The 21,631-nt window shown below is 55.9% G+C and carries 18 protein-coding genes; 7 read left to right on the top strand and 11 right to left on the bottom strand.

Going from position 1 to position 21,631, the window contains the following annotated elements:
- Nucleotides 1–169: 169 nt before the first annotated feature.
- Nucleotides 170–3,694 carry a pyruvate:ferredoxin (flavodoxin) oxidoreductase gene (gene nifJ, locus N5C09_RS01390; protein WP_279748303.1) on the bottom strand — a complete coding sequence of 1,175 codons (3,525 nt, stop codon included), beginning with the start codon at nt 3,692–3,694 and terminating at the stop codon, nt 170–172.
- A gap of 270 nt (nt 3,695–3,964) precedes the next feature.
- On the opposite strand from nifJ, the gene N5C09_RS01385 reads away from it, so the two are divergent.
- A complete protein-coding gene (locus N5C09_RS01385) occupies nt 3,965–4,231 on the top strand; it encodes a DUF333 domain-containing protein (protein WP_003856935.1) in 267 nt (88 codons plus the stop codon).
- 1 nt (nt 4,232) lies between these two features.
- Here the strand turns inward: N5C09_RS01385 and hslJ are convergent, their stop codons facing one another.
- From hslJ to N5C09_RS01365, 4 genes are all read right to left on the bottom strand, one after another.
- Entirely contained in the window at nt 4,233–4,670 is a 438-nt protein-coding gene (hslJ, locus tag N5C09_RS01380; protein WP_279748302.1) for a heat shock protein HslJ, read from the bottom strand.
- Between the two features lie 123 nt (nt 4,671–4,793).
- Nucleotides 4,794–4,922: a DUF2474 domain-containing protein gene (locus N5C09_RS01375; protein ID WP_017693358.1), complete on the bottom strand. Its 129-nt coding sequence runs from the start codon at nt 4,920–4,922 to the stop codon at nt 4,794–4,796.
- Nucleotides 4,922–5,932 (bottom strand): cytochrome d ubiquinol oxidase subunit II, encoded by a 1,011-nt coding sequence (gene cydB, locus N5C09_RS01370; RefSeq protein ID WP_279748301.1) that lies wholly within the window; start codon nt 5,930–5,932, stop codon nt 4,922–4,924. The genes N5C09_RS01375 and cydB overlap by 1 nt, the downstream gene beginning before the upstream one ends.
- A gap of 5 nt (nt 5,933–5,937) precedes the next feature.
- On the bottom strand, nt 5,938–7,332 hold the full coding sequence (locus N5C09_RS01365; RefSeq protein WP_279748300.1) for a cytochrome ubiquinol oxidase subunit I: 1,395 nt from the start codon (nt 7,330–7,332) through the stop codon (nt 5,938–5,940).
- A gap of 392 nt (nt 7,333–7,724) precedes the next feature.
- Between N5C09_RS01365 and N5C09_RS01360 the strand changes: the two genes are divergently transcribed.
- The 3 genes from N5C09_RS01360 (at nt 7,725) to patD (ending at nt 10,983) form a co-directional block, all read left to right on the top strand.
- On the top strand, nt 7,725–7,913 hold the full coding sequence (locus N5C09_RS01360) for a hypothetical protein (RefSeq protein ID WP_063866623.1): 189 nt from the start codon (nt 7,725–7,727) through the stop codon (nt 7,911–7,913).
- A gap of 82 nt (nt 7,914–7,995) precedes the next feature.
- Complete coding sequence (locus tag N5C09_RS01355) at nt 7,996–9,420, top strand: PLP-dependent aminotransferase family protein (protein WP_279748299.1); 1,425 nt, start codon at nt 7,996–7,998, stop codon at nt 9,418–9,420.
- 138 nt (nt 9,421–9,558) lie between these two features.
- Entirely contained in the window at nt 9,559–10,983 is a 1,425-nt protein-coding gene (patD, locus tag N5C09_RS01350; protein WP_279748298.1) for an aminobutyraldehyde dehydrogenase, read from the top strand.
- 35 nt (nt 10,984–11,018) lie between these two features.
- On the opposite strand, the gene N5C09_RS01345 is transcribed toward patD, so the two are convergent.
- Genes N5C09_RS01345 through N5C09_RS01335 form a run of 3 tightly spaced genes read right to left on the bottom strand, consistent with a single transcriptional unit; the run spans nt 11,019 to nt 11,912 of the window.
- Entirely contained in the window at nt 11,019–11,201 is a 183-nt protein-coding gene (locus tag N5C09_RS01345) for a DUF1869 domain-containing protein (protein WP_063449914.1), read from the bottom strand.
- Nucleotides 11,202–11,204: 3 nt separating this feature from the next.
- Nucleotides 11,205–11,558 carry a DUF1971 domain-containing protein gene (locus N5C09_RS01340; RefSeq protein WP_063948367.1) on the bottom strand — a complete coding sequence of 118 codons (354 nt, stop codon included), beginning with the start codon at nt 11,556–11,558 and terminating at the stop codon, nt 11,205–11,207.
- Between the two features lie 27 nt (nt 11,559–11,585).
- Nucleotides 11,586–11,912 (bottom strand): DUF1971 domain-containing protein, encoded by a 327-nt coding sequence (locus tag N5C09_RS01335; protein ID WP_063866626.1) that lies wholly within the window; start codon nt 11,910–11,912, stop codon nt 11,586–11,588.
- Nucleotides 11,913–12,155: 243 nt separating this feature from the next.
- On the opposite strand from N5C09_RS01335, the gene N5C09_RS01330 reads away from it, so the two are divergent.
- Complete coding sequence (locus N5C09_RS01330; RefSeq protein ID WP_032670341.1) at nt 12,156–12,329, top strand: GhoT/OrtT family toxin; 174 nt, start codon at nt 12,156–12,158, stop codon at nt 12,327–12,329.
- Between the two features lie 85 nt (nt 12,330–12,414).
- Nucleotides 12,415–13,173 carry an alpha/beta hydrolase gene (locus tag N5C09_RS01325; RefSeq protein ID WP_279748297.1) on the top strand — a complete coding sequence of 253 codons (759 nt, stop codon included), beginning with the start codon at nt 12,415–12,417 and terminating at the stop codon, nt 13,171–13,173.
- Nucleotides 13,174–13,206: 33 nt separating this feature from the next.
- Here N5C09_RS01325 and N5C09_RS01320 read toward each other — a convergent pair whose 3' ends face one another.
- The 3 genes from N5C09_RS01320 to N5C09_RS01310 are packed head-to-tail and all read right to left on the bottom strand — an operon-like array spanning nt 13,207 to nt 19,695.
- Complete coding sequence (locus N5C09_RS01320) at nt 13,207–15,381, bottom strand: virulence factor SrfC family protein (protein WP_279748296.1); 2,175 nt, start codon at nt 15,379–15,381, stop codon at nt 13,207–13,209.
- The gene (locus N5C09_RS01315; protein ID WP_279748295.1) at nt 15,378–18,359 is read right to left on the bottom strand and encodes a virulence factor SrfB; all 2,982 of its coding nucleotides are present in this window, start codon (nt 18,357–18,359) and stop codon (nt 15,378–15,380) included. Before N5C09_RS01315 ends, N5C09_RS01320 begins: the two co-directional genes overlap by 4 nt.
- A gap of 4 nt (nt 18,360–18,363) precedes the next feature.
- Nucleotides 18,364–19,695: an SrfA family protein gene (locus tag N5C09_RS01310; RefSeq protein ID WP_279748294.1), complete on the bottom strand. Its 1,332-nt coding sequence runs from the start codon at nt 19,693–19,695 to the stop codon at nt 18,364–18,366.
- Nucleotides 19,696–19,976: 281 nt separating this feature from the next.
- On the opposite strand from N5C09_RS01310, the gene N5C09_RS01305 reads away from it, so the two are divergent.
- On the top strand, nt 19,977–21,575 hold the full coding sequence (locus N5C09_RS01305; RefSeq protein WP_279748293.1) for an ABC transporter substrate-binding protein: 1,599 nt from the start codon (nt 19,977–19,979) through the stop codon (nt 21,573–21,575).
- The last annotated feature ends 56 nt before the right edge of the window (nt 21,576–21,631 follow it).

Below are 21,631 nucleotides of genomic sequence, written 5' to 3'. Positions count from 1 at the left end.
AAGGTAATCTTCCCGGCGTTATATGCCTTTAAGATTTTTCCATCCATAATTACCGTGAATATTGTTCAGAAGATTGAGGCAATTTTCACCGATTTTTGGATTCGCCCGGTGCGCATGCATCGGGCTTTTTTTATGGCAAAAAAATGCCCGGACAAGCCGGGCATAAAGGTTATTCGCTGGTGGATTTTTCCGCTTTCCCCGCCAGTTGTGCCAGGAAGTCATACCGCTTCTGAAGATCCGCTGCCGCATCCTTCCAGAGCTGCTCTGCTACCTCTGGCTGCTGAGCGTTCAGCCTGCGGAAACGTTGCTCCTGAAGCAGGGTCTCGGCGAGGGCGTCTGACGGTGGACGCGAATCCAGCGCCAGCGGCAATTTCCCTTCATCGGCACGGCGCGGATCGAAGCGGTACAGCGGCCAGAATCCGGTTGCGGTAAGCTGACGCATCTGGTCGTGGCTAAGCGCCAGATCGTAGCCATGTTCCTCGCACGGGCTGTAGGCGATGATCAGCGACGGGCCAGGATAAGCTTCCGCTTCCTGAATGGCTTTTACCGTCTGGTTGAGCTGTGCGCCCAGCGAAATCTGCGCGACGTAGACATGGCCATACATCATCATGCTGACGCCGAGATCCTTACGCGCCTTGCGTTTGCCATGCTCACCAAATTTCGTGACCGCCCCCAACGGCGTCGCTTTCGAGGCCTGTCCACCGGTGTTGGAATAGCACTGGGTATCAAGAACCAGAATATTGACGTTTTCGGTCAGGCTCAGCACGTGATCGAGTCCACCGAATCCAATATCGTAGGCCCATCCGTCACCGCCGATGAGCCAGATCGATTTTTCTACCAGCGCGTCGGCATCGGTCAGCAGTTGTTCAGCCCCTTCAATACCCTGAAGCGCATTGCGCAGTTCAGCAACCTGCGCGCGACGAACGTCAGGCGTGGCCTCCGCATGCAGCGCGTCATTAAGCTCTGCCGGGATTTTATCGGCAAACTCTTCCAGCAGACGCATTACGCGGGCACGGTGCTGGTCGACCGTCAGACGGAAGCCCAGTCCAAATTCTGCGTTATCCTCGAAAAGCGAGTTTGCCCACGCCGGACCGCGGCCGTTCGCGTCGGTGGTATACGGCGTGGACGGCAGGTTACCCCCGTAAATTGACGAGCAGCCAGTCGCGTTGGCAATCAGCATTCGGTCGCCGTAAAGCTGGGTAAGCAGTTTAATGTACGGCGTTTCACCGCAGCCTGAACACGCCCCGGAGTACTCGAAAAGCGGCGTAATGAGCTGTGAGGTACGAATGTCAATGCGTTCCAGCTTGTTGCGGTCGATTTCAGGCAGGTCGAGGAAGAAATCATAATTCACTTTCTCTTCTTCAACATGGTCCAGACGCGACATCATATTGATGGCTTTGATTGTCGGATCCTGACGATCTTTCGCCGGGCACACCTCAACGCACAGGTTACAGCCGGTGCAGTCTTCTGGCGCCACCTGAAGAACATATTTCTGGCCACGCATATCGCGGGATTTTACATCCAGCGAGTGCAGGCTCTCCGGCGCGTCAGCCATTGCTTCCGGCGATACCACCTTGGCGCGAATGGCCGAGTGCGGACAGGCCGCCACGCAGTGGTTGCACTGGGTGCACAGCTCTTCTTTCCAGATGGGGATCGCTTCGGCAATATTGCGTTTCTCCCAGCGGGTCGTGCCCATTGGCCAGGTGCCGTCAGGCGGAAGCGCAGAGACGGGCAGGGTGTCGCCCAGTCCGGCAAGCATCGCCGCCGTTACGGTTTTGACAAAATCCGGTGCGGCGTCAGACACCACTGGCGGTCGGTTCGGGCTGCCGGCATTGACTGGCTGCAACGGCACTTCAAACAGCGACTCGCGGGCCAGCGCCAGCGCCTGCCAGTTGCGTTCAACCAGCTCCTGACCTTTGCTGCTGTAGCTTTTGGCAATCGCCCCCTGAAGTTCCATCAATGCGCTATCGCCCGGCAGAATGTTGGTCAGGTGGAAGAACGCCATCTGCATGACCGTATTGATACGCGCTGCCAGGCCGCACTCGCGGGCAATCTTCGCGGCGTTAATGACATACAGGCGCGCCTGTTTCTGGTTCAGCACCGCCTGGACTTCCTGAGGCAGTCGAGCCCAGACCTCATCGGCGCTGTAAGGGGTGTTGATCAGGAAAATACCGCCGGGCTTCAGGCGCTCGGCCATCTGGTATTTATCAATGAACTGGAGCTGGTGACAGCCAACAAAATCTGCCTGCGAAATAAGGTACGCCGAGCGGATAGGGTGTTCGCTAACGCGCAGGTGGGAGACGGTCAGCCCACCCGCTTTTTTGGAGTCATAGACGAAATACCCTTGCGCATACCACGGCGTGGAGTTACCGATAATTTTGATGTTGTTTTTGGTCGCCGAGACGCTGCCGTCGCTGCCCAGGCCGTAGAACAGCGCTTCTAGTTTCGCATTCGAGGGCAGGGTGTTTTCCGGCAGCGGGAGAGAAAGGTTAGTCACGTCATCATAAATGCCGACCGTAAAGCGCGGTTTCGGTTTTACCTCGCGCAGTTCAGTGAATACGGCCAGGACGCATTCTGGTCCGAACTCTTTGGAGGATAAACCATAACGTCCGCCAATGACGCGCGGCAGCGTTTCGCGTTCGCTAGCATTGAACGCCTCAGCCAGCGCCGTCATCACATCAAGATAGAGCGGTTCAGCCTGTGCGCCAGGCTCTTTGGTGCGGTCAAGCACCGCCACAGCACGCGCGCTTTCCGGCAGGGCTGCGAGCAGGTGTTTCGCTGAGAATGGACGATAGAGGCGAACTTTGAGCACGCCCACTTTTTCCCCACGCGTCAGCAGTTCATCGACCACCTCTTCACAGGTGCCGATGGCTGAACCCATCAGGACGATCACGCGCTCGGCCTGCGGATGGCCGTAATATTCAAACGGCTTATATGCGCGACCCGTCGCAGCGGCAAAATCGTCCATCGCCTGTTCGACATGATCGTATACCGCGTTGTACCACGGGTTTGTCGCCTCGCGGGACTGGAAATAGGTGTCCGGGTTTGCGGACGTTCCCCTAATCACCGGGTGTTCCGGATTGAGGGCACGCGCGCGATGAGCATCAATGTCAGCCTGCGGCAGCAGGTTCAGAATAGTATCGTCCGGCAGCGGAACGATTTTATTGATCTCGTGTGACGTGCGGAAACCATCGAAGAAATGAATAAACGGCACGCGGCTTTTCAGCGTGGCAATATGCGATATCAGCGCGAAGTCCTGTGCCTCCTGCACGCTACCGGCGCAGAGCATGGCGCAGCCGGTCTGACGCACGGCCATCACGTCCGAGTGATCGCCAAAAATAGAGAGCGCGTGAGTGGCCACGGTGCGCGCGGCAACGTGCAGGACAAACGGTGTTAACTGTCCTGCCAGCTTGTAAAGCGTGGGGATCATCAGCAGAAGACCCTGTGACGAGGTAAACGAAGTCGACAGGGCACCGGTCTGCAACGCACCGTGCACGGTGGCAATGGCGCCGGCTTCGGACTGCATCTCAACCACGCGCGGGACGTCGCCCCAGACGTTTTTTAGGCCATTCCCGGCCCAGGCGTCTGCCTGTTCAGCCATTGTTGAGCTTGGAGTAATTGGGTAGATGGCGATAACTTCGCTGGTACGAAACGCAACCGACGCGACTGCACCATTGCCGTCAATAGTTTGCATAGGACAACACCCTTACATTGCGCAAAAAGAGGGGCCTGTAAAACGACGACAGACCCTGAATATTATCTGTGTATTTTAGCAAAGCTCAGGGTTTGCGATTTTCGCTTTTGTGTCCTCGGTATGCGCTGTATCAATGACTCGATGGCTAGTTGCGTTAAAAAATTGCGAGAAATTGTTACCAGAGCGCATAAATACGCACATCCGCTCTCGACGATGCGGCGCGTGATGCCTATTATGCTTAGGTTTCGCTTTAATTATGGGGAGAAAGGTATGCGTTCAGCATTTTGGGTAGGATGTGCCGCGTTACTGTTATCGGCATGCAGCAATGAACCTGTACAGCAGGCGACAGCGGCACACGTTACGCCAGGTATGAGAGCGGCTATGTCCAGCTCTGGACAAGCTAACTGCGCAATGATCGGAGGGTCACTTTCCGTTGCCCGCCAGCTCGACGGCTCCGCCATCGGCATGTGCGCATTGCCTAACGGCAAACGCTGTAGTGAGCAGTCGCTTGCCGTAGGGTCCTGCGGAAGCTACTGAGTTATTCTACTCGCTTAAACATCAATGACTTATCGGCTGTTGCCAGCGTTAACTGGTCTTCGGTCAGGTCTACCTGTGCGCCTTTGCTTAGCATATCGGCGATGGTCTGATCCAGTGCATTAAGCTGCGGCTCGGTGCAGAGTTTCCGCGTCATGGCCAGCGTTTTGACGGTCAATTCTCCTTCGGACAACTTCCCCTGTCCGTTGAAGCCGTTGCACATCGTGCCGGAGACGACAATGTTGTTAATCAGGCTGATATTAGGCTGCGCACTGAAGCGAATTTCAGGCTGCGTTTTACCGACTTTCACCGCTTTGCCATCAACGTTTTCCAGCACGAAGCGGTGATTCTCTAGCTGTTCGGTCTGAACGGAGGCTTTGCCAGGGTTAACGCATCCAGCCAGTGTGAGGCTGATTAAACTTACTGCCGCGAGCTTTTTCATTTTTCTTCTCAAACTATCAATGCTGTAAATATTTTTTCAGTGTAACGATACCCTCCTGGGTGTTAATGGGGTTTATCTGAAAGTGCGAGAAAGGACCGGGCGGCGGCGCACCCGGTGAGATACTTAATGAGATTTAAATCCAGCCGCTGCCATCAGCATTTTGAAGAGCATACTGACGCAGGCCAGCGCCAGTACGCTGCCGCCCCAGATGATGGCAAGCCACATCAAACGTTTCCATACAGGTTGTTGCATCAGTGATAACCCTCCCCATGCTGTACTTTTCCGCGAAAAACGTAATAACTCCAGAAGGTGTAGACCAGAATGACGGGAATGATCAACAGTGCTCCCACCAACATAAAGCCCTGGCTTTGGGGTGGGGCGGCGGCCTCCCAGAGGGTAATGTCCGGTGGGATGATATGCGGCCAGATGCTGATCCCAAGCCCGCTAAAACCAAGGAATACCAGTCCTAAGGTCATGATAAACGGCAGGGTATGGCTCGCCGGATTATTCAGGCAGCGCCACTGACACAGGCTCAGGATCACAACCAGCGCAGGGACGGGCAGCAGGTAAAACAGGTTCGGCAGCGTAAACCAGCGTGCGGCAATGGCCGGTTGCGCCAGAGGCGTCCAGATACTGATTGCTGCAATGCACCCCAGAAGGAGGAGCAGGAGCATCTTCGATATCTGACGCATCCGCCGTTGCAGGGCATTTTCGCTTTTCATGACCAGCCATGTTGATCCTAACAGCGCGTAAGCCACCACCAGGGCCGCACCGCAAAAAAGAGTAAATGCGGTAAACCAGTCAAATGGACCGCCGCTGTAAGCGCGACCGGTGACGCTGAATCCATGGATCACCGCGCCGACGGTAATGCCCTGGCTGAACGTCGCCACAATCGACCCGCCAATAAAGGCCTTATCCCAGAACGGGCGGTGCGCCGGAGTCGCCTTGAAGCGAAATTCAAAGGCAACTCCGCGAAATATAAGCCCGATCAGCATTATGGTCAGGGGAATGGTGAGCGCGTCGATGATGACCGCATAGGCGAGAGGAAAGGCACCAAACAGAGCCGCACCGCCAAGCACCAGCCAGGTTTCGTTTCCGTCCCAGACCGGGGCCACGCTGTTGACCATCACATCGCGATCGTCTGCATCCGGCGTTGCCGGAAACAGGATTCCTATGCCCAGGTCAAAACCATCCATTACGATATACATCAGGGTGGCGAAAACGATAATAACGAACCAGATAATGGAAAGATCGATACCCATTACGGTTACTCCTTAAATTCAGTGGTGACGGCAGAAAGCGGACGAGCAGGGCGGCCGTCGGATTCGGTCGCAAAGGATCCATGGGGCTGCGGCCCTTTTTTAATCAGACGCACCATATAGCTGTAGCCCACGCCAAACACTGCGGTATAAACCACGAAGAAAGCCAGCAAGCTGATGCTCATGTGCAGATCACCATGCGCGGAAACCGCATCCTTTGTGCGCTGTAGCCCATAGACGACCCAGGGCTGGCGGCCGACCTCCGTAGTTACCCATCCGGCGAGGATGGCGATCAGCCCGGACGGCCCCATCAGCAGGGCAAACCACAGGAAGGGACGCGATGTATAGAGGCGGTGTTTGTAACGCAGCCACAGTGCCGCCACGCCCAAAAGCAGCATCAACATTCCTAAACCGGCCATAATGCGGAAAGACCAGAAAACAATCGTGGCGTTCGGACGATCTTCTTTCGGGAACGCCTTCAATGCCGGAACTTGTTTTTCAAGGCTGTGGGTCAGGATCAGGCTGCCCAACGCGGGTATCGCCAGTCCAAAACGGGTCCGTTCCTGCTCCATATCCGGCCAGCCAAACAGCAGCAGCGGCGTAGGCTCACCCGGCGGGTTCTCCCAGTGGCCTTCTATAGCGGCTATTTTCGCGGGCTGGTGTTTTAAGGTGTTCAGCCCGTGCATATCGCCCACCAGCGCCTGGACAGGGGCTACGATCAACGTCATCCACAACGCCATGGAGAACATGGTACGAATGGCGGGCGTGTTGTTGCCGCGCAGCAAATGCCACGCCGCAGAGGCACCGACAAACAGCGCGCTGCTGAGGAAAGCCGCTATCGACATGTGCAGAAGGCGATAAGGGAAGGAGGGGTTAAACACTACGGCAAACCAGTCCACAGGAACCACCTGACCGTTTACGATTTCATACCCTTGCGGTGTCTGCATCCAGCTGTTTGACGAGAGGATCCAGAACGTAGAAATGATGGTTCCCAACGCGACCATGCAGGTTGAAAAGAAGTGCAGCCCCGGCCCGACCTTATTCCAGCCAAATAACATCACCCCGAGGAAACCTGCCTCCAGGAAGAACGCGGTGAGCACTTCATAGGTCAGCAGGGGGCCGGTAATACTGCCCGCGAACTGCGAAAACCCGCTCCAGTTGGTACCAAACTGATAAGCCATCACCAGACCGGAGACCACGCCCATACCAAAGTTGACGGCGAAGATCTTCGACCAGAAATGGTACAGCGAACGCCAGACGGGATTTTTTGTTTTCAGCCACAGCCCTTCCAGCACGGCGAGATAGCTCGCCAGGCCGATGGTGATTGCTGGAAATATAATATGAAAGGATACGGTAAAGGCGAACTGTATTCGCGCAAGATGAAACGCATCTAGACCAAACATGCATTGCCTCAATGTTAAACGGTGTGCTGTTATGATAAAGAGCGGCCAGATGTGATATCAGAAGCAGAAAGCTATAATTTATCTATAACAGTTGAGGAAAACGGCTAACTTTATCTGGCTGATATACTTAACCAGGAAGAATAAAAAAATTCTTTTTATGATTTTTACGCATTAAACAGCTTGCTTTGTCTCCAGCAACATGCGTTAATGGATTTCTGGTTTTGAATCCAAATAAATATCTGACGTAGTTTTATAAAGCAGTTCTCATCACGTTGTGCCTCTCCGCAGCCTCTCTTGGGTCTTTATCTACATTCCGATTCGTTTTGTATCGAACCATTTATGCCTGATCGGCTCATGAGTAATTTACGTTTTTACGTTTACAGGAGAATCCTATGACTTCTTATATCCATTTCCGCTGCCCATGCTGTCATGGTTCGCAGTACCGCACCTCAGCTTTTGACGTGTCTGATAAAAACCCGTTCGGCGCGAAATGCATTTTCTGCAAATCGCCGATGATCACGCTCGACCACCTGGCCGCTGCGCATTCTGCTCAGAATCACGTTACCGAATACCGCAAGTAAGCCACCGCATTTCCCATAACAGTTAGCAAAATCTTCTCTTTTTCTCCTGCTGATATACACTGTCAGCAATAAGGAGAATCTGATGAAAAAATACCAGCGTCTGGCGCAACAAATAATCTCGCAGATTGAGCTTGGCGTATGGTTGCCGGGCGATAAGCTGCCTTCCCTGCGAGAGCAGGTGGCAAGCAGCGGCATGAGCTTTATGACCGTGGGCCACGCGTATCAGATGCTGGAAAGTCAGGGGCGCATTGTTGCCAGACCGCAGTCGGGCTACTACGTTGCCGCGCGCCCGACCACGCACCAGCCTGCACCGCCCGCGCAGGTGATGCGCGACGAAGTGGTAGACATCAACACCTATATCTTCGACGTGTTACAGGCCAGCCGCGACCCCTCCGTTGTCCCTTTTGCCTCAGCATTTCCCGATCCGCGCCTCTTTCCGCTTCAGCAACTCAACCGCTCGCTGGCTAACGTCAGTAAAACCGCCACGGCCATGAGCGTGATTGAAAACCTGCCGCCGGGTAACGTCGACTTACGTCATGCCATTGCCCGTCGCTACGCTCAGCAGGGGATGAATATCTCCCCGGATGAAATTGTGATCACCGCGGGCGCGCTTGAGGCGCTCAACCTCAGCTTACAGGCCGTCACGGAACCAGGTGACTGGGTTATTGTTGAAAACCCCTGTTTTTATGGCGCACTCCAGGCGCTTGAACGTCTGAAGCTGAAAGCGCTGTCGATTGCCACTGACGTGCGGGAAGGTATCGATCTCAATGCCCTTGAGCAGGCGTTAAACGACTATCCGGTAAAAGCCTGCTGGCTGATGACTAACAGTCAGAACCCGCTCGGCTTTACGCTGAGCGCAGAGAAGAAAGCCCAGCTGGTGGCCTTGTTAACCCGGCACAACGTCACGCTGATCGAAGACGATGTTTACAGCGAACTCTATTTTGGCCGCGAAAAGCCGCTTCCGGCAAAAGCCTGGGATAAGCAGGACATGACGTTGCACTGCTCCTCATTTTCCAAATGTCTGGTGGCCGGTTTTCGCATTGGCTGGGTGGCGGCGGGAAAACATGCGCGCCGTATTCAGCAGTTGCAGCTAATGAGTACGTTATCGACCAGCTCTCCCATGCAGCTGGCGCTGGTGGATTATCTGGCGACCAAGCGTTACGACGCCCACCTCCGTCGCCTGCGGCGTACGCTTGCTGAACGTAAACAGCAGGCCTGGCAATCGCTTCTGCGCCATATGCCTGCCGGCGTCAAAATCCATCATAACGACAGCGGATACTTTTTATGGCTGGAGCTGCCTGAACAGCTGGATGCGGGGCTGTTAAGTGAAAAGGCATTAACCCATCAAATCAGCATTGCCCCCGGCAAGATGTTTTCCACCTCCGACATCTGGACGCCGTTTTTCCGTTTCAATACCTCCTGGGGTTGGAGCGAGCGGGAGGAACAGGCTGTCGTCCAGCTGGCGGCGCTAATTCGCGAAATGATGCTGCCGCCAGTCACACCTTGATGAAAATTCCTGAAGCGGCAGGGCGCGCGGTCTACCTTTAATATGGGGGTACGGCTTAAAAGCGTGACGTTGTCACGTATCGATCCGACAAACGTGTGCTGACAGCGAAAATAATGTCGACTTTAACAGGACGGTGCTATGCAAAATCAATTGCTGATTAATGGTGAACTGGTGGCCGGCGAAGGTGAGAAGCAGGCGGTTTATAATCCTGCCACGGGTGAGGTGCTGCTTGAGATTGCTGAAGCATCGTCTGCACAGGTGGACGCCGCCGTCCAGGCTGCCGATCGTGCGTTCACAGAGTGGGGACAAACGACGCCGAAAACGCGCGCCGACTGTCTGTTAAAGCTGGCTGACGTGATTGAAGCCAACGCCGACGCGTTCGCGCAGCTGGAATCCCTTAACTGCGGAAAGCCGCTCCATTGTGCCCTGGGGGATGAAATTCCTGCCGTGGTTGATGTGTTTCGCTTCTTTGCCGGGGCCGCCCGCTGCCTGAATGGGCTGGCTGCCGGAGAATATCTGGAAGGACATACCTCGATGATTCGCCGCGATCCGGTTGGCGTTGTCGCCTCTATCGCGCCCTGGAACTACCCTCTGATGATGGCGGCGTGGAAGCTGGCCCCCGCGCTGGCAGCGGGAAACTGTGTCGTCATCAAACCATCAGAAATCACCCCGTTGACGGCGCTGAAGCTGGCAGAACTGGCGAAAGATATCTTCCCGGCAGGCGTGCTGAACGTGCTGTTTGGTCGCGGCAAGACCGTAGGGGATCCGCTGACCGGTCACGAAAAAGTGCGCATAGTTTCCCTCACCGGCTCTATCGCCACCGGGGAACATATCATTGGTCATACCGCATCCTCTATCAAACGTACCCATATGGAGTTGGGTGGAAAAGCGCCGGTCATTGTCTTTGACGATGCAGATTTGGATGCCGTGGTTGAGGGGGTGCGTACGTTTGGCTTCTACAATGCCGGTCAGGATTGTACCGCAGCCTGTCGAATCTATGCCCAGGAAGGAATTTATCCCGCCCTGGTTGAAAAGCTGGGCGCAGCCGTTGCCAGCCTGAAAATGGGCGCACCGGACGATGCATCAACGGAGCTTGGTCCGCTCAGCTCCGCAGCGCATCTTTCCCGCGTTTGTGCTGCCGTGGATGAAGCCAAAGCCCTTGAACATATCCGCGTCGTCACCGGCGGCAGTAAAGCAGAGGGGGGCGGATATTACTTCCAGCCAACGCTCCTGGCCGGGGCAAAGCAGGAAGATGCGATCGTCCAGCGAGAAGTGTTTGGTCCGGTAGTCAGCGTGACGGCGTTTGAGGATGAAGCGCAGGTGCTGGCCTGGGCCAACGATTCGCAATACGGCCTGGCCTCGTCCGTCTGGACAAAAGACGTCGGGCGCGCCCATCGACTCAGCGCACGATTGCAGTATGGCTGCACCTGGGTGAATACCCATTTTATGCTGGTGAGTGAAATGCCCCACGGCGGGATGAAGTTATCCGGTTACGGCAAAGATATGTCGGTTTACGGCCTTGAAGATTACACGGTTGTGCGACATGTGATGATCAAACACTAAACCCTCATGCCCGGCACAGTGCCGGGCGATTGTGCTTACCAGCCACACACGTCGTGTTCATTTTCCGTATCGTAGGCGCGAACGGTATTCACCAGATCCTTCACGACATCTGCCGCGACATCCGGGATCAACAGCTCCATAGGCGCCTCTGTCTCATAATCTACCGACACGCCGTTGCTGTTGTTGGTGACGGTCACGGTATAGGTTGCCTTACCCATAACTTACTCCTTATGCGTGTTGACCACTTTACCGATACCCGCCCCGCTGAGCGTGACGGCAGGATCCGCGAAAAAGTCGATATTAAAGTAAGTATCGTCGGTCAATAGCTCAATGCGGTGCCATTTTTGCGGAGGGGAGATGCCAAAAGAACCGGCCTCAATCACCACTTCCAGATCGGGTTCGGTGGCATCGCCATCGGCAAAGCCAAAGTAACGCACCGCCCCCTGCATAACGGACAAACGCCCGTACACGCCAGCTTTGGTGTTGTGATGGGTAAAAAGCGCTTTTGGGGTGGTCTCTTTATTCCAGAACGGGGTAGAGCGGGTGTGAACAAAGTTTTCAGGAATACGTAACATAATAGTTTCCTTCATGATATCGGGCGCTTAAAGGGACTTAAGCACCTCAGGTTCAACAAAGAATTCAATATTGAACAGGGTGTCGTCGGTCATCAGCTCAATGTGATGCCATCTCTCTGGCGGGAAAACGCCGAAATGACCCGCCTCAATGACGAGTTCGCTGTCAGGCTCGGGCGTAAATTCATCAGCATAGCCCAGATAACGCACTGCGCCGCGCATCACCGACAGGCGCGGATAAACGCCCGGACGCGTACCCGTATCAAGGTGGCGTTTAAAAATGCCGGCGGGGGCCGTTTCTTTGTTCCAGAAAGGCGTGGAACGGGTGTGAATGCAACTCTGTGGAATGCGTAGCATGTTTCCTCCCTTGAAAGCCTGCTCTTATTAGACTGCTTTCTGAGGAAATGAATTTATCAAAAAGTGCATTTTATATGCATCTTATCAATAATAACCGTTTTGCTTTACCCGGCGTTGTTACACAAGATACTCAGTTGTTATTATCCTTAGTATTTAAGTGGTTATGATGTAATGAAAAAACTTGATCTGTGTCAACATATGACGCATATTGCGTGCGGTTATTTTTTGGCTCAGGTAAACAGAATGACGTTGTATCAAAAGATGTTGGTGTTCTACGCAATCATGGCCTCTGTCTGTGCCTTAATCACCTGGTTCCTGTCTAAAGATCGAAAACGTATTCGCTTGTTGAGTGCATTCCTGGTGGGCTCCACCTGGCCGATGAGCTTTCCTGTTGCCCTGTTGATCTCCCTTTTCTGAAGCACGCTTCCAGAATTGTCATCCAGACATAGCATTCCATAAATTGAGCCTGTATAAATATACAGTCATCATACATGGAGTGCTTATGAACAGTTTCTATTCACAGCAAGCAGGCTGTACCGTTCGCTGGCAAGTTCTTCCCGGATTCGGTGACCCGGTTGTGTTTATCCACGGGTTGGGCTGTGCATCGTCGTATGAATATCCTCGTATTGTCTGTGATACCCGTTTCGGCGGGCGCAGAGCCATTCTGATCGATCTTCCCGGTAGCGGTTACAGTGACAAACCTGGTAACTACCGTTATCGCACAAGCGAACAGGCGCAGGTGGTGGTTGAACTGTTAAACCATCTCGGTCTGGATAGGCTCTGGCTCTATGGTCATAGCATGGGCGGGAGTATCGCGATCGAAACGGCAACGCTATTGAAGTCGCGCGTGAAGGGCCTGATCGTGTCTGAACCCAATTTTCGTGCAGGTGGCGGGATGTTCAGCCGATCTATTGCGGCCCAAACCGAACAAGATTTTCTGGAGCAGGGATATGATGACTTGCTGCGGGCGGAAACGTCGGCGTGGGCGGGAAGCCTTCAAAGCAATGCCCAGTGGGCCGTCTGGCGCGGCGCAACGAGCCTCGTCGAGGGCATTAAACCTGACTGGGAACACCTGTTCTTGTCATTGAACTGCCCGATAAGGTTAATTTTTGGTGAGCGGTCTCTGCCTGATGAAGATTTTAATCGCCTGCAACAAAAAGGCGTTCCGGTAAAAATTATCCCTGATGCGGGCCATTCAATGTCCTGGGAAAATCCCTCCGCGTTGGCTCAGGCTTTGTCTGACTTTCTGAGCGGAGCATGAATGGGCAGCCCGCACTTAAGCGGGCTGCAATGATTAATACAACAGGGCAGACAGTGCTTTGCGCTCGGCAGGCTGAACGTCATACGGACATTGATAATCCACGTTTTCAATGGCGCGGGTGTAGAGCGCAACCAGCCAGTCATAAACGTAAGCTGTCGCCGCATGAACAGGCTGCTCACCCAACCGGGTGAGGCGGGGTGAGGTGCTACTCACCACCGGCGTCACAAAAATGGCCTGACCTTTGCGGATCCGGCTTGCAGGCCGTTCAGCGACGGGAGTCAGTTCATATCCAAGCCAGCCAATGAAATTGCCTATCGCGGCGTGCAGCTGTGCGGCACTACTTTTATCGGTTTCCACAATGCGTTGCAGTTGCTGCGGCAGGTTCAGCCGGTAACTGGTGACGATCAGCACATCGGCAATCTGCTGTAATACGCCTGCGTCCAGGCCCAGCCGGGCAGCCGCCGCGTCGTTGCGACTCCACTGACGAAGATGGTTAACCCATACGCTATGGGCCATTCGCGCCTTGTCCTTGGTCTGCAACACGCCAGGATTATCCTGGAACTCTTCCGCAAACAGATCGATAACGTCGTTAAACAGGCCGTTGACCTGTTCCTCACGAGGCTGGTGAACCGTCAGCAGCGTCTCAAACGCTTTTAACGGCGGCAGAAGCCCTTCAAGCAGTTCACCGTGACGAGCGGCGCTGCCTTGCAGCGTTCGAACCATTTTTTCGGCCTGAGCCCGCTCAGCTATTGGGTCGCGGGTAAGTGGGCCGATATACGGGCGCATCAGTGCCGACAGCGACTGTTGCAACACGCTTTTCAACGTTTGAAGACGCTTCTGGCGCTGGGCCGGCAGGGTAGCCTGCGACAGCCATTCGATCACCCGCTGCATGCTGTGCGTATCAAGTGCCTGGAGCGTGCCCCAGCGCAGACCCGGCTGGCCCAGCAACTGCTGCACCGCTTCGTCAAGGTTCTGCTTCGTGGTGAACCGCGCATCATGAGGGGTGATGGCCCAGACCAGCCCCGGCAATGCGGACTCTTCTACCGGCTGCGTCTCTTTGACCCAGTTTTGCAGGAGCGTGGCCGTTTTTGCCGTCTGCTGGTGGTGCGCTGTTGCGTTGCAGATAACGAGCACATCCGGCTGAATTTGCTGACGATAATGCTCCAGCAACCACTGGCATTTTGCCTGCGTCATCAGCGGCGTGTTTTCCTCAGTAATGGCCGGAATATCAATAATATCGACGTTATCGAGGGCGCAACTCTCAACGGGCAGCACCAGTTCGCGTGTCAGACATGCCAGTACATCGACGGGCAGGCTAATGGCATTAAGCAGCTCGCCGTTATTGATCGGGTGAAGCAGGGTTTCCTGCGCTTCTGGTACGGTAAATGCCCCATGAGTCAGGAAACCTTCACACGGCAGGCCAAAGCTGTCCACCAGAAGACTCAACGGCGCGGTAAGCGCGCTGGCATGGCCGGTTTGATGCAGCACATGGGCGAGTTTAAGCCACTGCTGGGTTAACTCCTGTTGCTCACCCCACAGCAGGGACCAGACGCTGGCGCGCGTGCTGAGATCCAGCGACGGGATCAGCAGGGCAAACTGATGCCACAGGGCATCGTCAATCTGCTGCTTAGCAGCCGGGACCCTGCTCTGCCAGAAACGGGCAATGGTCGCCACTTCCTGTTCGGTCATTCCCGGCACGCTCTGCGGTTGACGCAGCGCACGCCATTTTTCAAGCCGGGTATCAATCACGGACTTATCCACCGCGCGGATCTGCGGATCCAACGTGGTACGCGCGATAAACAGCTGCACCAGCTCGGCCTCCGTCACCAGGCGCAGACGCAGCGGAAACGCCTCATCGGCAATCTCGCCGGACGACCTGCTGAAACGAACGGCCATGTTGGTTGGCGCATGTCCCGGATTGATATGCGAGAAATAATCGAACGTGCGTTGACCCGGCGTGACGTTCAGCCGTTCGCCGCCGCTGCCGCACAGAGAGGCCAGCAGGTGTGCTTTCGCCGTCTGCGAGTGGCCGTATAAGCCAATGCTGCTCCGGCTGACAAGGGCGCGATCGAGCGCCTCTTCGCGCGCGCGGGCTGCGTTAAGGCGGGCAAGCAGGGCGTCGGCGTCGTTATCCAGCATCGGGGCGTGCTGTCGCGTCTCGTTGATCCACCCGATTAAGGCCTGGGTGGTGGCAGTCGTCCCGGTCATTTGAGGTATACGCTCCCGCTGTCGATCCAATAATGGCTGCCGCTGTGTCGGCGATCGGCCAGAGTATTCAGTTTAAACGTCAGGGCATCGGGCGGCACGGGCGTGCCGTCATGGAGCCAGGCGTCGCTCAGCTCGAACGATTCCGGGCCTTCCTGCCTGTTGCCGCCACGCAGCTTCAGGCGCACGTTCAGCACGCCGTCGCCCGCGATGGCTTTCGCCAGCTCGGCAGAGTTGATGCTCAGGGTGTAAAGCGGCGTGGCGGGCCAGCGGGCATTGGCCAGCTGCCGGAAGCCGAGCGTGACGTTACCGCGCAGCGGGAAGTGCAGACGGGCGTCCAGTTTCGCGCCGGGTTTATCGAGGTCGATGTCGTGGTACCAGACGTTCTCGTCCCGCAGGGTATTGATCGTGTTATCCAGCACCCCCAGATAACGCACCGTAGAGTACGCGCCAATATCGGCCGCTTTGAAGTTAAAGCGCGGCAGACGAAGATCCAGCGCCAGGCTACAGAGCATCGCACCCACGGCGGCGGTGGATTTCGGGTTGCCGATCCGTCCCTGCTGGCTGAACGGATACCATTCATGAACCTGGTATTTATCCAGCCAGACGATACGGTTGACGGGCACCGGTTGCAGGTGGCGAATCAGGGCCTGAACGCCCGGCAGGCAGCCCGGTCGCCCCGTGATCAGCAGAATATCGCAGCTGTAGTGAGAGATTGCTTCGCATACCGCATGAAGCGGGGCGGCGAGCGTGAACTGCCCCGCCAGCATGGCGTCCTGCATCTCCCGGAAATTGACGTGCAGCGGCACGCTGAACAGATCAAAGTGCTCTGAGCCGGCAGGCAACGCATGGTCGATCGCCTGCTGGAGATAATTCATCACGTTACGCGTTGGTTTTTGGGTCAGCAGATCGCCAAAGGTGGCGTGCAGCCCGGCCAGGGGATCGTCAATATCGCTCGATTCCCACGCCGCCAGGATCGCGTGACCGATCGGCATAAACAGCTGAAGCGCCGTTTGCTGGCGCAATACTGCCTGGGTATCAATCCGCCCGGAGTCACCGAACAGGGACGCCATCAGCAGGGAAGCATCGGCTATGCCGGATTTCTGAAGCTGGGTTTGCAGCGCGGGCAGTACGTAGCGCTGGATCACGTCCAGCAGCGTATCATCGCCGGCTACCTTGAACCCTTCGCGGAACAGCAGCTGCGGGGTAATTTTGACGTTATTACCGGAGCCATCATCGAGCTGATAGTGCGTGATGGCCATATCCGTCGTGCCGCCGCCGATATCGATAGAGGCAACGCGCAGCGCACGCCCCGGCTCGACGCCCGGCTCAGGCGCGCGATCCGGACGGGCGAGGGAGGCGAAAAACGCTTCGGTCTGGCCGCCGAAGTGGGAAATGGCTTCGTTATACAGCCACACCAGCTGGCCGCAGCTGGCTTCGTCCCACTCCATCTGGATCTCAGGAACCGGAACCACGCTTTTTTCCTGCTGCTTCCGGCTGGCAAAATCTTCATCCTGCGGATGCCAGCCCATCGCTTTCCAGACGATGGCAATGGCTTCGAACATGCGGCGACGGAAGATCTCGCGCTCCTGTTTCGGCATCGCCGAAGGCAGGGTGAGGATCAGCGTACGCAGCTGGCGTGGAGAGGCCGGGAAGCCGAGCCGCAGGCGCGTGGCAACGCTGTTAATCTGGCCAAGCGCCTGCGCCAGCAGTTCACAGAGCATGTGCGTCATCAGGGTGCTGCGGCTGTACTGCGGAGAGAAGACTGGCAGCCGCTCATCCTGCGGCAGCGTAAAGAGCGGTTCCCCGTTGTCGTTCATCAGGTTCATCAGCGGAAACGCGGTCGCCAGCGGTTCGCGTTGAGTTTTGCTGTTCATCTGGCTGAAGCGCCAGTCCTGCACGACCGGCGTTTCGTCCCACAGGTAGCGACGCGGGCTCGAGATCCCGCTATTGCCTTCAGTGCCCAGACGCTGCATCGCCAGCTTACGCGCTTCATCACCCACTCGGACAATAGATGGCCAGACGAACGCATCCTCACGGCCGCTTTCCACCGAGAAGTGTTGCTTGCCAAAGCGCGCTTCGGAAAATTCGAGACGGCTGGTAAACAGCGGCTCATTCAGGAACTGCGGCTCGCTCAGAGAGCGCACCTGGAGTTCAGCCGTCTGGCGCAGGCCGTCATTGGCATCACCATGATCTTCAATAATCACGCCGCAGGTGTGGGTATTGCCTACGTCAAGGATCAGATCGACAGGAATGGCAGGGGTGCTCAGAGTGTGGGTAACAAACTTCACTTCCGGCACGGTCAGTTGTTCACCGAGCATAGATAGCAGGTTGAGCCAGTGTGCCTGATACTCAAAGCTACGCATGGCCTGATGCAGCTCGCGTTCAGATCGTTTTTCAACTCCGTCGGCAAACTGCGTAAAGGCTTCGCGCAGCCAGCCGTCAATCCAGGTCTGGTCGAGAAAGCTCTCAACTTCATTGTCGCGCCAGGCAAGTGCGAAACGCGTCCCGTTCAGGATATCGTTTTCAATCGGCGACAGCGCGGACGTTGCATGTTCTGCAATCTGGCTGTCGAGGGCGATGGTGACGCGGTGCGTGTTGCCAGCCGCGTCGGGTGTGGAAAGCTTTCGCACCTGGACGCGGGCCCAGTTGTCCGGGCCATCAACAAACGTCCGCGGCGGATTAAAGCGCAGGAAAGGAAGCGGCAGCCAGACGCCGTCCAGCACGGTCAAAGAGTCGTGCAGCGGAATAGTGCTTTCAGGCTTGACCACTTCCGGTTGCCCGCCATCGGCGGCAGGCAGCGTGTACCGACCGTTAACCAGATCAAAATCCAGACGCAGCAGCGGGCCATTTGCCGTTTTACGCACGAAACGCCCATTGCTGGCGGTGTCCTGCGGCGTCAGGCCAAAATCGAGGAACTGTACGCCGCTGTTAGCAATCAGCGTAACGCTCTGTTTATAGTCGCAAAGATTAACCAGCATAGGATCAGACACCTGCTTTCTTGAACGTCAAAGGAACGACGGTGTTGGCATCGTAACGTGCGGTGCATTCCGCCACATCGCTGGCACCCGCCTTACAGGTCACTTCCGGCATCGGATACCGTGAGCCGTCGGTGCAACGTGCGTTGCCGCGCGTTTTGATCAACAGCTCGCCGTTGCTGTGTAATCCGGAGAAGACGTCTACGCGGCAGACAATATTGTCGCCATGCACGACCCGGGCGAAACCTTTGTTGTTCTGGATCTGATAGCGCAGCGATGGCGGTTTGCCGGTGAGCGGGTCCCGCACATCGAGAAACGCGCGCCAGGTACCGTTCAGGAAACGCGTTAATCCGGCCTTGACCTGGTTTGCCTCCATTACCATTGCATCTTTCGGTATCGCGGTAATGACCACAGGCTCGGCCGCCGGGGCAGGCGCTTTTATCTTCGGCTCTACCACTTCGGCCTGGTGCAGCGGGAGTTTTAACTCAAGCGGCTCCACCGTCTTAACCGGGACCGGCGCAATCGCCACGGGGGCTGGTGCAGGCGTGGCGGCCGGCACCGCGGTCGCGGCCTGTTTTGGCCACAGCAGCGGGGTGGCAATGGCCGCAACGATGACCGCGGCAACCGGCAGTAGCCACAGAGGGGAGCGACGCTTTTTCTGCACGACCGTCGGTGCGGGCTCTGGCGGCTCGACGTTCATGCGCACCGGCTCTGGCGTATAGAGTTCATCTTCTGTGATACGGACTGTAGCCGCAGGCGTGATAAGCGGGGCATCGGCCTGCTCAAAAGTCACCGCCGGGGCGGGTTCTGGCTCCGGTTCAGGTTCGACAATCACCTCTGGCTCAGGCTCAGGGATCAACGATTCGCGCAGGCAGTCCAGCACGTCATCGCGCGCATTCTCGTTAAGATTGACGAAACCCCAGAAGCAGATCACCGGCTTGCCATCGACGAGATAGACAAAGTTCTCCCCGGGAAACTGGAAGGCTTTTGAAAGCAGTGAGCCAAACAGCTGCTGCGCCGTTTTCGATGACTGGAGGCATTTTTTACTCAGCGACTCCACGCTGGCAAGCGTGTTTTCCAGATAGCGCAGGGCACGAAAGCGATCGTCTTCGTCCGCCGCCTTCCAGCTGGAGACCGAGCCCTCAACCGGGGAGTACCAGTCAACGCGGTCGGCGCCGTCATTGACCTGAGGAATGGCCAGACAATCGACGATAGCCTGCTGTTTGCGCAACCGAAGCGCTTCCCGAATTTGCAGGGCTGATTCAAAAACGGCCTGTCCGCCGCCGCCAACGGCCTGAAAATCATCCAGATTGCCGCTGCGTAAAAGTGTTTTTGCCACGATTTGGTCCTGTAGACTTTTTCACGCCGTTACTTTAGCTAAACGCGATTGCAAACAAACGGCTGAGGAGACGGCAAAAGGGACGATTTCTTGCGGCATTGATCGGAACGGTTGTGCTTGACGAATAACGCACCTTAAGGCAAATCGTTTTTCGTGTGCTGGTGCTTAAACCAGCGAAAAGTGCGGCTTTAGAATAACCTGATAGTGATTCGTTATTTGTCAGGTTATATCGCCTGTGCTGTTATTACTGTCCACTATAATAAAACCGAAGGGTAATAACCATGTCTACAGGGAAAACCGTGCTCGCCCTCGCGCTGAGCGCGCTGCTGCCGGCAAGTGCCGCATGGGCGGCAAACAAAGACACCATTATCTACTGCTCCGAAGCGTCACCGGAGTCGTTTAACCCGCAAATCGCCAGTTCTGGACCCTCGTTCGTCGCCAGTTCGCAAACGCTGTATAACCGTCTGATTAACTTCGATCCGGTGAAGAATACCCCCGTGCCTTCGCTCGCCGAGTCGTGGACCATTTCTCCCGATGGCAAAACCTATACCTTTACCCTGCGAAAAGGGGTGAAGTTCAACAGCAATAAATTCTTTAAACCGACGCGCGACTTCAATGCCGATGACGTTATTTTCTCGGTCATGCGTCAGAAAGACCCTAAGCATCCGTATCACAACGTATCCCAGGGTAATTACGAATACTTTAATGACGTGGGCCTCGACAAGCTCATTCAGGATGTGAAAAAGATCGACGATTACCACGTTCAGTTCACGCTGAGTGAACCCAACGCGGCATTTCTGGCCGACTGGGGAATGGACTTTGCCTCAATCCTCTCCGCCGAGTACGCGGATGCGATGCTGAAAAAAGGCACGCCTGAAAATGTGGACACCTGGCCAATCGGCACCGGGCCCTATGTGCTTCAGCAGTACAAGGTGGACTCGCTGATCCGCTACGTCGCCAACCCAAACTACTGGGACGGTGAAGTCCCGACCAAACACCTGATCTTCTCCATCACGCCAAACGTGGAAACCCGTCTGGCGAAGCTGCAAACCAACGAATGCCAGATCGTTCCTGCGCCGTCGCCGGTGCAGTTTGAAGTGATTGAGAAAAACAAAGACCTGACGCTGCACTCGGTGGACGCGCTGAACGTGGGGTATCTGGCGTTTAACACAGAGAAAAAACCGTTTGATAATGTGCTGGTACGCCAGGCCCTGAACTATGCGACGGACAAAAAGGCCATCGTGAACGCGGTCTTTATGGGATCTGGCACGGTAGCCAAATCGCCGATCCCGCCGAACATGCTCGGCTTTAATAAAGACCTGAAGGATTACGACTACGATCCGGAAAAAGCAAAAGCCCTGCTGAAGCAGGCGGGTCTGGAGAAGGGCGCGGAGGTCACGCTCTGGTCGATGCCGGTTCAGCGCCCGTACAACCCGAACTCACGGCGTATAGCGGAGATGATCCAGGCCGACTGGGCGAAAGTGGGCGTGAAGGCAAAAATTGTGTCTTACGAGTGGGGCGAGTACCTCTCCGGCATGCGTAAAGGCGAGCATGATTCCGCGCTGTTCGGCTGGATGTCCGACAACGGCGATCCGGATAACTTCGCTGACGTACTGCTGGGTTGTAACAGCATTAAAACCGGATCCAATGCCGCGCGCTGGTGTGATAAGGGGTATGATGAGCTTGTGCAAAAGGCTAAGCTGACCAGCACCCCGGAAGAACGCGCGAAGCTGTACGGCCAGGCGCAGGAGATTTTCTACCAGCAGGCGCCGTGGATTGCGTTAGCTAACGGCAAAACGTTCTACGCGACCCGCAGCAATGTGACGGGCTACAGCGTGAGTCTGATGGGCAGCGATTTTTCGAAAGCGAAGCTGAACTGATCGTATTATTGCCGGGTGGTGCCAGGGTTTCCCGGCCTACATTCAGCACCCGTAGG

Source organism: Enterobacter sp. GD03975, assembly GCF_029838645.1.
GTDB classification, from domain to species: Bacteria; Pseudomonadota; Gammaproteobacteria; order Enterobacterales; family Enterobacteriaceae; genus Enterobacter; species Enterobacter quasihormaechei.
This window is presented reverse-complemented; position numbering and strand designations above follow the sequence as displayed.

Excerpts from the sequence above, each read along its gene's own strand:
- nifJ (WP_279748303.1), bottom strand. The coding sequence starts at position 3,694 with ATGCAAACTATTGACGGCAATGGTGCAGTCGCGTCGGTTGCGTTTCGT.
- N5C09_RS01385 (WP_003856935.1), top strand. The coding sequence starts at position 3,965 with ATGCGTTCAGCATTTTGGGTAGGATGTGCCGCGTTACTGTTATCGGCA.
- hslJ (WP_279748302.1), bottom strand. The coding sequence starts at position 4,670 with ATGAAAAAGCTCGCGGCAGTAAGTTTAATCAGCCTCACACTGGCTGGA.
- N5C09_RS01375 (WP_017693358.1), bottom strand. The coding sequence starts at position 4,922 with ATGCAACAACCTGTATGGAAACGTTTGATGTGGCTTGCCATCATCTGG.
- cydB (WP_279748301.1), bottom strand. The coding sequence starts at position 5,932 with ATGGGTATCGATCTTTCCATTATCTGGTTCGTTATTATCGTTTTCGCC.
- N5C09_RS01365 (WP_279748300.1), bottom strand. The coding sequence starts at position 7,332 with ATGTTTGGTCTAGATGCGTTTCATCTTGCGCGAATACAGTTCGCCTTT.
- N5C09_RS01360 (WP_063866623.1), top strand. The coding sequence starts at position 7,725 with ATGACTTCTTATATCCATTTCCGCTGCCCATGCTGTCATGGTTCGCAG.
- N5C09_RS01355 (WP_279748299.1), top strand. The coding sequence starts at position 7,996 with ATGAAAAAATACCAGCGTCTGGCGCAACAAATAATCTCGCAGATTGAG.
- patD (WP_279748298.1), top strand. The coding sequence starts at position 9,559 with ATGCAAAATCAATTGCTGATTAATGGTGAACTGGTGGCCGGCGAAGGT.
- N5C09_RS01345 (WP_063449914.1), bottom strand. The coding sequence starts at position 11,201 with ATGGGTAAGGCAACCTATACCGTGACCGTCACCAACAACAGCAACGGC.
- N5C09_RS01340 (WP_063948367.1), bottom strand. The coding sequence starts at position 11,558 with ATGTTACGTATTCCTGAAAACTTTGTTCACACCCGCTCTACCCCGTTC.
- N5C09_RS01335 (WP_063866626.1), bottom strand. The coding sequence starts at position 11,912 with ATGCTACGCATTCCACAGAGTTGCATTCACACCCGTTCCACGCCTTTC.
- N5C09_RS01330 (WP_032670341.1), top strand. The coding sequence starts at position 12,156 with ATGACGTTGTATCAAAAGATGTTGGTGTTCTACGCAATCATGGCCTCT.
- N5C09_RS01325 (WP_279748297.1), top strand. The coding sequence starts at position 12,415 with ATGAACAGTTTCTATTCACAGCAAGCAGGCTGTACCGTTCGCTGGCAA.
- N5C09_RS01320 (WP_279748296.1), bottom strand. The coding sequence starts at position 15,381 with ATGACCGGGACGACTGCCACCACCCAGGCCTTAATCGGGTGGATCAAC.
- N5C09_RS01315 (WP_279748295.1), bottom strand. The coding sequence starts at position 18,359 with ATGCTGGTTAATCTTTGCGACTATAAACAGAGCGTTACGCTGATTGCT.
- N5C09_RS01305 (WP_279748293.1), top strand. The coding sequence starts at position 19,977 with ATGTCTACAGGGAAAACCGTGCTCGCCCTCGCGCTGAGCGCGCTGCTG.